Source organism: Mucilaginibacter jinjuensis (genome assembly GCF_028596025.1).
Lineage (GTDB): Bacteria > Bacteroidota > Bacteroidia > Sphingobacteriales > Sphingobacteriaceae > Mucilaginibacter > Mucilaginibacter jinjuensis.
In genome coordinates, this window is the sequence record NZ_CP117167.1 from 4,762,462 (window position 1) to 4,774,994 (window position 12,533).

General features: G+C 43.5%; 10 protein-coding genes. 2 read left to right on the top strand and 8 right to left on the bottom strand.

Annotation, left to right across the window (positions count from 1 at the left end; genetic code table 11):
• Window positions 1-18: 18 nt before the first annotated feature.
• From PQO05_RS20545 to PQO05_RS20555, 3 genes are read right to left on the bottom strand one after another with little or no spacing between them, the layout of a single operon-like run.
• On the bottom strand, window positions 19-2,208 hold the full coding sequence (locus PQO05_RS20545; protein WP_273629323.1) for a penicillin acylase family protein: 2,190 nt from the start codon (window positions 2,206-2,208) through the stop codon (window positions 19-21).
• Between the two features lie 8 nt (window positions 2,209-2,216).
• Window positions 2,217-2,555 carry a hypothetical protein gene (locus tag PQO05_RS20550; protein WP_273629324.1) on the bottom strand — a complete coding sequence of 113 codons (339 nt, stop codon included), beginning with the start codon at window positions 2,553-2,555 and terminating at the stop codon, window positions 2,217-2,219.
• A 1-nt stretch (window position 2,556) separates the two neighbouring features.
• Window positions 2,557-3,249 carry an aspartate/glutamate racemase family protein gene (locus PQO05_RS20555; protein WP_273629325.1) on the bottom strand — a complete coding sequence of 231 codons (693 nt, stop codon included), beginning with the start codon at window positions 3,247-3,249 and terminating at the stop codon, window positions 2,557-2,559.
• 161 nt (window positions 3,250-3,410) lie between these two features.
• Between PQO05_RS20555 and PQO05_RS20560 the strand changes: the two genes are divergently transcribed.
• A complete protein-coding gene (locus PQO05_RS20560; protein ID WP_273629326.1) occupies window positions 3,411-5,750 on the top strand; it encodes a glycoside hydrolase family 3 protein in 2,340 nt (779 codons plus the stop codon).
• 138 nt (window positions 5,751-5,888) lie between these two features.
• Complete coding sequence (locus tag PQO05_RS20565; protein WP_273629327.1) at window positions 5,889-6,377, top strand: hypothetical protein; 489 nt, start codon at window positions 5,889-5,891, stop codon at window positions 6,375-6,377.
• A 1-nt stretch (window position 6,378) separates the two neighbouring features.
• Here the strand turns inward: PQO05_RS20565 and PQO05_RS20570 are convergent, their stop codons facing one another.
• From PQO05_RS20570 to PQO05_RS20590, 5 genes are all read right to left on the bottom strand, one after another.
• The gene (locus PQO05_RS20570) at window positions 6,379-6,528 is read right to left on the bottom strand and encodes a hypothetical protein (protein ID WP_273629328.1); all 150 of its coding nucleotides are present in this window, start codon (window positions 6,526-6,528) and stop codon (window positions 6,379-6,381) included.
• Between the two features lie 53 nt (window positions 6,529-6,581).
• Window positions 6,582-7,631 (bottom strand): glycoside hydrolase family 130 protein, encoded by a 1,050-nt coding sequence (locus tag PQO05_RS20575; RefSeq protein WP_273629329.1) that lies wholly within the window; start codon window positions 7,629-7,631, stop codon window positions 6,582-6,584.
• Between the two features lie 64 nt (window positions 7,632-7,695).
• A complete protein-coding gene (locus PQO05_RS20580; protein ID WP_273629330.1) occupies window positions 7,696-8,865 on the bottom strand; it encodes an alginate lyase family protein in 1,170 nt (389 codons plus the stop codon).
• 3 nt (window positions 8,866-8,868) lie between these two features.
• Window positions 8,869-11,340 (bottom strand): glycoside hydrolase family 2 protein, encoded by a 2,472-nt coding sequence (locus PQO05_RS20585; RefSeq protein ID WP_420490364.1) that lies wholly within the window; start codon window positions 11,338-11,340, stop codon window positions 8,869-8,871.
• Between the two features lie 12 nt (window positions 11,341-11,352).
• Complete coding sequence (locus PQO05_RS20590) at window positions 11,353-12,522, bottom strand: alginate lyase family protein (RefSeq protein ID WP_273629331.1); 1,170 nt, start codon at window positions 12,520-12,522, stop codon at window positions 11,353-11,355.
• Window positions 12,523-12,533 lie beyond the last annotated feature (11 nt).

Sequence of the window (12,533 nt, forward strand, 5' to 3'; positions counted from 1 at the left end):
ATAAAAATACGCGTTGATTTATGAACCCGGGTGATAGGTTTTTTCGGCATGTTTAAGCACGTCTTCTTTATAAAAAAATACGTCCTTAAACTTACCATCCAGGTAGCCTTGTGCCTGATCTGTAAAGTGTTTCGATGTGGGGTCGAATGATGTTCCGCCCGTTTCAATCGTCTTGGCTTTAATCTTCGGCCCAAATTCAACGGCAGCGATAAAGCTGTTACCTGAATAACCATAACGTTTTTGTGTATTCTGTGTACGGCTCACAAATGATGGCAATTGCCCGAAGGTACTCGCTGTAGATGCAGCAGGCAAGCTCGGTGCATTATCATCAAACACGCCATTAACCGGGCGCTGATAACGGTTAACATCGCCCCACTTTACCTTCCAGGTTCCAAAACGGTTTTGCAGGCTTTTTACAACTTCATTTAAGTACTCTAACTCTTGATGGCCTGAAGTTTTATGCAGCATACTATCCACCCGGTCTGCCTGATAAGTACCTGCCTCTGTCGATGTAGCTTTGGGTAGATTCTTAAACATCAAGGTGCCCCACTCTACGGCCAAAGTAGTAGCGATAGAATTTGCAGCAGAGACTTTATCCCATTTCTGCAACTCCTGCATCGGTTCAACCAAATGTTGCTTCAATGTATCGGTTGATTGGTTATAAGCACTAACCAGATCGGGCAGCAACACGTCGAATGCTGAAAGATAACGGTTATAACCCGTAGCAATCATATCATCCATTGATAACTTACCTGATGCCGCCAACAACTTAGCAGCTGTTACCCCGCGATAATTCTGCCCATCAGGAGCCATATACTGCGGGTATTTATCCTTATCAGGGCTATCTTTTCCTGCCGAAGTAAATGGTGTAGAATTACAATTCTGGATCCAGCCGCTTATCGGGTTGTATACATGTACAATCTCGTCTATCGAGTGTGTACCCTGCCATTCGGTAGCAGATGTTGTTCCGTCAACAGGTTGACGCCAATCGTACTTGGGGTTACGTTTCGGCATAAAATCACCGTACCAAAAAGCGGTGTTACCTTTATCATCCGCATAAACAGTATTGTTACTGGTGTTGGCACGCAGTTCCATAGCCTTACGGTACTCTGCCAGGTTATTGGCTTTGGTAATTAACCACGATTCGAGCAAGGCATTGTACGAACGGTTATAATGTTTCAAAGCCAGCCACCTGCCATCCCTACTGGCCAGCACCGGGCCGTGATGCGTTAGGTAGCCGGTGAATTGCCTGGTTGCCTGTTGGCCATCTTTTAAATAAGTCAATTTAACTTGTTTCTCTGTTACCGGCTTTTGTGCGCCGTTATATTCGTAAACCCATTTGCCACTTTTGTTAATTACCTTTTCGGCATAAACATCTGCTACGTCGGCATAGCTCGAGGTGTGCATCCAGCCGCAATGCTGATTAAAGCCTTGGTAAACAAAAAACTGCCCCCAGGTAACCGCGCCATAAACGTTCAACCCCTCATCGCTCACCAACTGCACCTCCGAACGGAAATAAAACGGCACATGCGGGTTAATATACAGCATGGCGTAACCAGATTTTGATTTGCTTGGCGATATGGCAAAACCGTTAGAGCCCATCTCGCGCTTATCAACCTCCTCTACAATTTCACGCTTTAAGCCGGGCAAAGTTGCACCCATTTGCTGCGGGCCTTTGCTATAAAACTGCTGAGACTCCTGCAATGTAATATCGCCATAATTAGTAGCAGCCACACTCCCATCCGTAAACATCAATGGAAACCACGGTTCATAATGCTTAAATACGAGCGGTTTTACTTCGGGATGTTTGTACAAGTAATAGTTAATACCATCGGCAAAGGCATTCATCAATTTTCTAAACCAGATTGGACTGGCTTTATAATCTTTTATCGCATCGGCAGTATCGGCAATCAGCTGCATCTGCAAATCTTCGTATAAGCGGCTTTCTCCGTCAGCCTCGGCCTGGCGGCCTAATTGGTATAAGTAATTACGCTCTATGCCTTTAAAATTATCTTCGCACTGTGTATACATCAGTCCGAAAACAACATCAGCATCTGTTTTACCGTAAATGTGCGGCACACCGTAATCATCACGAATAATGGTTACTTGTTTGGCCTGTATCTCACAACGCTGTGCATCAGTTTTATTGAATTGTGCATAACCCGCAATAGGTAACAAAAAGGTTAGAAGCGTAAAAATTCTTTTCATCGAAAATTCTAATAATCGTCATTCAATTCAGTAAGTATCATTTCAGGATTAGACCGGGCATATTTAAACGAGATCGAATCACCTTTATTGAGCCTTTTCGGGTTTCTATCCCATCCTCCATCGTATTCATAACTTCTCCCGTTAAGCTTATAACTAACAGTCAAAGTATGTCCTTTGTAACTATGAAAATCAGTAATAATTCCTTTGGAATAGCCAACACCATGATTCATAGCTTCTATTCCTTGTATTTTATTTTGCCTTGCAAAAACACTTATCCAATACAAACCTCCTATAACTACAAGCAAAAACCCCAACATAGTCAGAATAAGTTTAATCTTGTCGGACATCTTATTTCTCTAAAGCCAGTTCAACTGCTTTTTCGGCGTGAATAATTGTAGTATCAAACGTAGGAATTGTGGTATCCGTTGGCTTTATCAGCATACCAATTTCGGTACAACCCAGTATCACACCTTCTGCGCCTTCGGCTACCAGTTTATCAATAATGTTCAAATAAGCTTTGCGCGAATCATCGCTGATGATACCCTTAGCCAGTTCAGTGTAGATCACGTCATGAATTATCTCACGATCAGCTTCTTCCGGAATAATCACCTCGATACCTTGATTTACGATGCGGTTCTTGATAAAATCCTGCTCCATGGTATACTTCGTTCCCAGCAAACCGATCTTTTTTAAACCTTGTTGCTTAATAGCTTCAGCAGTAACATCACCAATATGAATCAGGGGGATATCTATACTACTCTCAACTTCCGAAGATACCTTGTGCATCGTATTAGCGCAAATTAACACCATATCAGCACCGGCACCTTGTAAGGCCTTGGCGGCATCTATCATCTTCTCTGCTAAAGTATCCCAATCGCTTTTGCGCTGCAAGTCGGCAATCTCTTCAAAATCAACTGTAAAAAGAATCGATTTGCCCGAGTGTACACCACCCAAAACTGAGTTTACTTTTCTGTTGATGAGTTGATAATACAACACCGAACTCTCCCACGACATGCCCCCGATTAAACCAATAGTTTTCATGCAATAATTATTTTTTTAGAATTGCTTTTTAAGTTTATTGTGTTAATTTAACACATTGATTAAGCAGCAGATCAGAAACGTTTGTATGTGGCTAATATCAATAAAATTAAGGTTCGAAACCAACCCTAAAAACCAATTAGATTAAATCAATTAAGCATTTTATGAAGAAAATTCCTTCGTACGCGTTTATCATGGCTATGCTGGGTACGTCAATGGCCTATGCGCAGCAAAAATACACCAGCACACCTGCGGGTACTTATACTGTTGTAAAAAACCAGGGCGGCCAAACACTGGGTTACTCCCCTGCCTCGGGTGTTAAAATTTTAACGGTTGATGGCCTTGCTTTTAAAGACCTCAACAAAAACGGCAAACTGGATAAGTACGAAGACTGGCGTTTACCCTTCGATGTACGCGCCAAAGACCTGGCCAGTAAAATGAGCGTGGAGCAAATTGCCGGGTTGATGTTATACAGCCGTCACCAACCTATCCCTGCACCTCCGGCCGGTCCGTTTACAGGTACTTATCATGGTAAGGCATTTTCTGAGAGCGGGGCTAAGGCATCAGACCTAACCGATCAGCAAGCCGACTTTTTAACCAAGGATAACGTAAGGCACGTACTGGTTACTTCTGTACAATCGCCTGCCATTGCTGCGGAGTGGAACAATAATATGCAGGCCCTCACCGAAGGTATTGGTTTAGGTATCCCGGCCAATAACAGTTCAGATCCTCGTCACGGCATCGTGGCATCGGCCGAATTTAACGCAGGTGCGGGCGGTCAAATTTCCATGTGGCCTGGCTCGTTAGGGATGGCAGCCACTTTTGATCCTGCTGTTACGGAAGGTTTCGGGCATATTGCGGCTTCAGAATATCGCGCTTTGGGTATCGCCACTGCCCTATCGCCACAAGTTGATATTGCCAGCGAACCACGTTGGTGGCGTGTAAGCGGTACTTTTGGCGAAGACCCGCAACTGGCTACTGATATGGCAAGGGCTTACATTGATGGTTTCCAGACTTCGGAAGGCAGTAAAGAAATCTCTGGCGGCTGGGGCTATAACAGCGTAAACGCAATGGTAAAACACTGGCCAAGCGGTGGCAGTGGCGAAGGTGGCCGTGATGCACATTATGGTTATGGCAAGTATGCGGTTTACCCGGCGCATCAGTTCGAAAAAAATGTGGTGCCTTTTACAGAAGGCGCTTTTAAGCTGAAAGGTAAAACTGGTGAAGCATCGGCAGTAATGCCTTACTATACTATTTCTTACGCACAGGATACCAAAAATGGTGAGAACGTGGGTAATAACTATAATAAGTACATTATTAATGATATGCTGCGCGGCAAGTATAAATATGACGGGGTAGTTTGTACCGACTGGCTGGTTACTGCCGATGAAACGGCAGTTGATCAGTTCCTTTCCGGAAAATCATGGGGAGTAGAGAAACTGACCGTAGCCGAACGCCACTACAAAGCTTTAATAGCAGGTGTTGACCAGTTTGGTGGCAACAGCGATGCGGCACCTGTACTGGCAGCTTACCAAATGGGCGTTAAAGAGTATGGCGAAGCATTTATGCGCAAACGTTTTGAGCAATCGGCCGTGCGTTTGTTAAAGAATATCTTCAGGACCGGCCTATTCGAAAACCCTTATTTGAATCCTGATGAAACACAGGCAACTGTGGGCAAACCAGAGTTTATGGCGGCGGGTTATGAAGCTCAGCTTAAATCAATTGTGATGCTGAAAAATAAGGGCAACGTATTACCTCTTACCAAAAATAAAACAGTTTATGTACCTAAACAATTTACGCCGGCCGGGAAAAACTTTTTGGGGATCCCTTATCCGGAGAAATTAGATTACCCGGTAAGTTTGGCTGTGGTTAAAAAGTACTTTAATGTAACTGATAATCCCGACGAGGCTGATTATGCTCTGGTATTTATCAACAGCCCTGCATCACAAGGTGGTTATAGTGCCGACGATCTTAAAAACGGCGGCAATGGTTACCTGCCTATCAGTTTGCAGTATAAACCCTATACCGCTACAGGTGCCCGCGCAACCAGCATTGCAGGCGGCGATCCGCTGGAGAAATCTGCTAACCGCAGTTACAAAGGCAAAACATCAACAGCTATCAATACAACCGATTTAAATATGGTGACCGATACCTACACCAAAATGAAAGGCAAACCGGTTATTGTATCTGTAATGATGAATAACGCCACCGTATTCGGCGAATTTGAGCAGGATGCCAGCGCCTTGTTAGTGCAGTTTGGTGTACAAGATCAGGCTGTATTAGATGTATTGACAGGCAAAACAGAACCATCGGGCTTGTTACCATTACAAATGCCTGCAGATATGGCAACTGTTGAACACCAGGCCGAAGATTTGCCTTTAGACATGAAATGCTATAAAGACAGTGAAGGCCATGTTTACGATTTCGCCTACGGTTTAAACTGGAAGGGTGTTATTAAAGATACCCGAACTGCTAAATATCAGCATAACACAAAAGTTAACTAATTGACCAAAAGATAATAAGATGATCCCTGTTGCAGATTTGCGGCAGGGATTTTTTATTTCAATCAGTCGATTAAATATTCCTAATCGCTATAAGAACATTTAAACCGAAGGTCTGTTTTATTGATAAATAAAGCAGCTATGAACCTCAAAAAGATATTTACAGCAGCAACAGCGGGCACAACGGTAATGACCTTGTTTAGCTATGCAGTTACCAAAGCTGCCAAAAAGAATTTTATCGAACCTGTAATATTAGGTCAGTTACTTAACCGAATAACAACACTTGATAAAGATACCGCAATGGCTGCCGGATGGGCTTCACATTTGGGTGTGGGCGTAGGCTTTACTGCTATTTATGATAAATATCTCCAATTAAAAAAGACACGCCCTACTTTGGCGAATGCTTTGTTGTTAGGATCAGTAGGTGGTTTATCTGGCATCCTGATCTGGAACACTACATTTAAAGCGCATCCAAACCCACCGGGTGTTGATGTAAAGAATTTCTATAAACAACTTTTTCTGGCCCACCTGATATTTGCCGCAGGTGTAGCGCTAACGTACGAAGCAAATGATTTTGAAGTAGTAAAACCGGGACCATTTTTCCACGAATCGGACTATATTTTTATCTGATTTATTTAGCCGACCTAGTGTTCATGGCCGTGGTATGACCATCATTCAGGCCATCGATGAAGCCGCGTTTTACATCGTCCCAATGGCTTAACAAGGAGTAAATTATAGCTATCAATATTATTCGCCAGATAAGGCCTTTACGTTTTTCCATTTATTTTAAATCGAATAATTAAAACTATTAATTATCCTTTTAAAATACAAGAGCTATACACCAAGTGTTTCTAATATTTCCGCTATCGAAAACTTAGCCGCACAAACAAATTCATCAGCTGCGCCATAATACAGGGTAATGGTATCACCATCAACAATATGACCGTTGGTAAATACTACGTTGCCGAAAAAACCGCTGGTTTCATAATCTTCGGTAGGTACCATCAGGGGTTCTTTACTACGGGCTATAATTTTAGATGGATCATTCAGATCCAACAAAACAGCGCCTAGGCAATATTGGTGTTTGTAGTTAGCGCCATGATAAATTTCTAACCAGCCTTTATCGGTTTTTATCGGGGCAGCTCCTGCGCCTACACGGGCATCGTCCCAACTATCTTTTCGGGTTTTGATGATGCACTTATGGTTACCCCAATGGATGCCATCCGGCGATTCGGCCAGCCAAATGAAGTTTCCGCCCAGATCCACGCTGCTTGGGCGGTGCAGGGCGTAATATTTGCCGTTTATCTTTTCCTCAAAAATGGCGCAATCTTTATTGTGTGGAGGGAAGATAACGCCATGCGATTCGAAAGTTTTCCAATCGGTAGTGGTGCGTAACCCTACCGTTACCCCGTTTGCCGATACGGCGGTGTATGTTAACCAGTATTTATTGTCGAGATAAGTAACCCGGCAATCTTCTATCCCAAAAGCCTCGAGCATCCCTTTACCGAAGAGCGGTTCATAACCTTCGGATTCATGAAAGTGAATGCCATCATCGCTGCAAAGCAAGCGCAGGTGCGATAAGGTGGTAAGATAATCCAGGCCTTGAAACCGTACCACTCTTGCATCGGTATTAATCAACTCGGGATGCTTTTCAGGAATTTCTATGATCGAAGTTTTACCTTCATCATTAATCACTGGGATCAGGATCATCCCCTCTTTGGCAGCTGTATTTTCTGCCACACGAACAATCAACCAGATTTTCTCATCGAACCGAAACACGCCGGGATTCAATAAACAAATCACCTGCATGCCATCGGCGCTTGGGTGTACATGCGCCGGGCGTAATAAGGGATTTTCGGGGAATCGTTTTGCTAAATCTGCCATAAAAAAGGGTTTCTCTAAATACATTAAAGAAACCCTCAAAACATTTATTTGTTGGCCGAAATCACTAATTCAACCAAATCAACGGATGCCGAACAGGGAGGTTACGGATAATCTCCTCATCCTGCGGGTCATGGTCTAAAGTTTTCCAGGTTAATAACCATTGCTGGTTCTGATAAGCCGCTGCACCAAAAATCAATGATGGCTGCGCTGTTGGCCAGCTTTCCCAATGCATTACGTCGTGCGGGTAAGGCCAGCTATTTTTATCTTTCAGGTATGGATACAAAAACTCAACCCCTTTTTTGATTGATTTACCATCGGTAGTTTGGTAGTTCCACAGATCGTTGTCTTTGGTACTTAAGATTTGGCAAATCGTTGTCATAGCATCCAAATTAAAGATCGAATAACCATAAGGCTTGGTACGTTTTAATTCCAATGGAAAGCTGCCATCTGTAGCCATTTGGGTTGGTAACAGCACTTCTTTATACCGATCTGAACAAAACTTCATCAACTCCTGGTTGCCGGTAAATTTGGCGAAACAGGCAGTCTGCATCGTCCAGCAAGTACCGTGGTTGTTCTTGGCATTCATTTCATCCTTGCCGTATGGGTGAGTAGTTAACCAGGTTAGATATTGGCTGAACCATGATTTAATACCTGCCAGTGTTTCCTTATTTAACGAAGATGAATTTTCCATTGCCTCTATACCCTGCACAACTTCCATCAACTGGATGGTATCAATAATACCAATTCCTCTGCCTGTTGCCACGCCTTTTATGGCTTGCGCATATTGTAAGTTAGGGTTCATTAAAGTTTCTGGATCGATAAACCAGGCTTTGAGATGCACTACGGCTTGCTTTACATATTTTTCATCATGTGTAATTTTGTAGGCTGATGCTAAAGCGCCAATAATCCGGCTAAACCTAATCATCGCCAACCGATGCGCCACAAAATTCTGCGGGTTGGTCAAGCCATCTTTTTGAATATACGGTCCATTTGGATCAGTTGGATTAGGCCACCAATAATCACCTTCCGAATAAAAATCGTGCTTGCCGCCGCTGCTGCGCGGGCTGGTTTCGGCAGTAACCGTAATTGGCTGTTGCAGCATAGCCCAGGCTGCTTCTTTTAAAATGTAAGGCTTTAAAGTTTCAGTTGCCTGCTGCTTAACTGATTGATCTGTAGTAAAACTATTCAGCAGTAAAACTGTGCTCAACAATATGATGGATAATCTAAGTTTCATCGCTTATAAATTTAAAAATACCGTTTTCAATCCAGGCGATTGTACGCCAATCATACTGTAACCTCCATTTGTTTTTATGCTGATAATTGCCCGGCCGTTGTAAGCCTCTACCTTGCGGGAACCGCTCGATGTACCTAAATCATCCAGCAAAATACCGTCGCCGGTTAAGGAGAAATTGATCCAGTTAATGGCATCGAGGCATTGCACGCCCTTGCTATCCAACAAGGTTACCTGAACGGTAGCTATGCCATTTTTATCAGCAATTTTGGTGAGCACCAGTTTGGCTGGTTTCTCCCATTTCTCGGTTTGGTAGATCTGGCTGATGATATCAGTAACCGTCACCTTGCCTTTGTGGGCAACTACCTTAATATCGTTTTTGCCTTTATTAAATACCACTAACCAGCGCAAACCTGCCGCCGGAAAATCCTGACTATTACGTTTCTTTACGCCATAACTTTTGCCGTTTACAAACAGCTCGGCATTATCGGCATTAGAGTATACTTTTACCATTTTCTGCTCACCTTCATCACCCCAGCGAATTGGCCAGGTATGGCCGTAAATGTGCGCCATCGGCTTTTTAGTCCAGTAAGATTGAAAAACGTAATAGGCTTCTTTCTTCGTAAAATCGCGCTCTACCACACCCTTTTGGTTCATGTAAGGGACCGGGTTATCGGGGCGGATGGGCGTAGAGAAATCTTTAAACACCCAAAAAGCTGAGCCTGTTAACCAGGGCATCGTTTCCTGCTCTTTCAGGTGCCAGTCGAACAGGTTACAGATATAACTTTCGCTCCAATCGCCATCTTTTGATACACGGGCTGCACCGCCAATCAGTGAAGCATCACCAGAGCGTTCGTCGGTGCCTGTGCCTGTTTTAATTTTAGCTAAAGCGTTGTCCGGGTTTTCAGAATGGCGAAGCGCGTGGCTATCTCCCCCCCATTCCGCGTGGAAAAAGTGCGGCACTTTATTAAACTCATCTTCAGTAGCCTTTTTGTACTCAGTATATACGCCCCGGTACCAGCCAGCCCAGATAGATGGCGAATACACATCCGGAATATCCTTACAAAAATCGCAACGGCGTAGTGTGGTTTTACGCGACGGATCGAGCTTGTGGGCCAGGTCGTTCTGCTCGCTCATAAAAGCGTGGATCTTGGCCTTATCATATTCAGGAAAATCACCTTCCCAATCGTTCTCATTACCTAATCCCCATAAAATAATAGACGGGTGATTATAGTGTTGCTGAATCATATTGGTGAGCATGCTGCGCGCCTGATTTTTATACTGATCGCCGCCTAAACCGCCACGGCACCAGGGCTCTTCTTCCCAAACTAAAATACCCAAACTATCACACAGGTTTAAAATAATACGCGATTGCTGGTAATGGCCGAGGCGGATAAAGTTAACGCCCATATCTTTCATCAGCTGCATTTCCTGGTGCATCATACTATCGGTCATAGCAGCGGCTACACCGGCGTGGTCTTCGTGACGATGGGTGCCCTGTAATAACAAACGTTTACCATTTAGATAAAACGGGCCTTTATCCGCAAATAAGAAACTGCGGAAACCGATCTTTTCGGTCTGCGTAAAAGTTTGTCCGTTAGCCGAAGCTGTTACTTCGATTGTATACAAATAAGGATCATCAGGTGTCCATAAATGAGGCTTGCTGATTTTTAGTTTGGCTATCGAAAAGGCTTTATCACTAACATCATTTGATGAATATGGCGCTTTTAAAACTACTTTGCCAGTAGCATCTTTTACCTTTAGTTCGCCGTTAACTTGTTTAATATTATCGGGATTATAAAGGCTGATCTGCGCATTAACCCAACATGACTTGGTTATCGTATCCACGCTGGCATTGGCATATAATTTATCGATGCCTACCTGTGGTTGATAAACCAAATTCAGGTAACGATATAGTCCACCATACACATTAAAATCTGATAATTGCGAAGGGATCGTTTCCAGATCGCGCGAGTTATCGCAGCGGATCTCTAACGGGATTTTACCTTTGAATTGCTTTTTGAAGGCATCGGTCTTTTTAAAATCTTCAACTGCCGTGGTTATATCAACCGACCATTCATCGTAGCCACCCAAATGTGAGCCAACTTTGGTTGTATATACATAAACCTCGGTACGCTGACCAGCACCTTCGAAATGTAGAATGGTTCTACCGTTTGGATAAGGGTTATTAATATCCAGTTTAGTACGATACCATCCCGGACCCTGGTAATAGTTTACATCGGGGTCAACGGCATCGCGGGCGTTGAAGCAATGCGGCAGGGTTACGTTGCTCCATATCGGTAAGCTTTCGGGGTTGCCTGCAGTTACCGGGCGAACTGCTTCCCAAATGCCGCCGAGATCCTGCTTTAAAAACTCCCAGTTATTATTTAAACGCGTTTTTTGCTGCGCGAAGGTTGAGCTTCCGCAACACATTATCAGGATCAATAAAAATAAACTTGCCCTTTTTATAGTTAACATAGGTAGTAGAGATTAATTGAGCAATTGTAACTGGCTATCAGCCGGAAATTTGTTGTAAAATTCTTTAAAAGAAACATCGGGATATTTATCCTTAGCAGCATGTACAATGTGTTTCATATTGCCATAGTCAAACTTGCCGATCTCGGGGTAAGTCCATTGTTTTTGCCCCAAAGCGTAAGGCAATAAAAATTGAATAGCGCCTTTAATTCCTTTGCCATCCAACGTTTGCTCATGCCATAGATCGATGTTCAGATGATCGGCAATCACGGCCAGCTTGCACCAGGCATTGAGATTCATGGTATTGTAATCCCATGATTTGGTACGCACCAGTTCCAAAGGTTGCATACCATCGGTAGTAAATTGCTGGTCGATACGCGGGATGGTAAACTCCCGAATCACCTTAATGGCCAGTATCTTATTACCAATGAATAAGGCAAAATTGGCCAGCTGCATATCGTAATTGGTGCCGTGGTTGTTAATTTGCGAACGTTCGGCCTTACCGTTCTTACTGGTAAGCAACCAGTTGGCATACGCTCTGTACCATTGTTTGATACCTGCTATAAAAGCAGCATCGAAATACTTACTGGTTTGTAAAAGGGTAATAGCATCAGGAACGCTGGTTAGGCCTACAGTTTCAATAATGCCTATTCCCCTTCCATCGTTTATTCCCGGAATATATTGGGCATAATTTAAATTCGGGTTCATGCGGGTATCGGCATCTATAAACCAAACTTTTAAAAGTTGACGCGCTTTTTCGGCATATTGTTGGTTACCTGTAAAGTAATATGCCAGCGCTAAGTGTTTAACACTGCTGCTCATTTTACCCATCTGGCTGGCATCATGCAATAAATAAATCTCAGGGTTACGGCGGCCATCCTTGCGGATATAAGGTTTGCCGTTTGCTTTTGATGAATCAGCCCACCAGTATGGCGCCTGGCTCACATAATCGTGCTTATTGCCACTTGGCGCGAGTTTAGTTTTCTCGAAAGTAACCGAATACGGGCCTGCTTTTAACAGACTATCTGCTTCGCGAATAAGCCTGTTTACTTCTTTTACAGCGGCGGTATCGCGTTCGTGGTAATTATTATTCAGCTTATTGAGCACCTGTCCATCGAGTAGTATAAAACTAAAATTACCGGCTTTGCCTTGCGCAAAGCCGGTAGTAATAAAAACTAAACTCAAAATCAATGCTC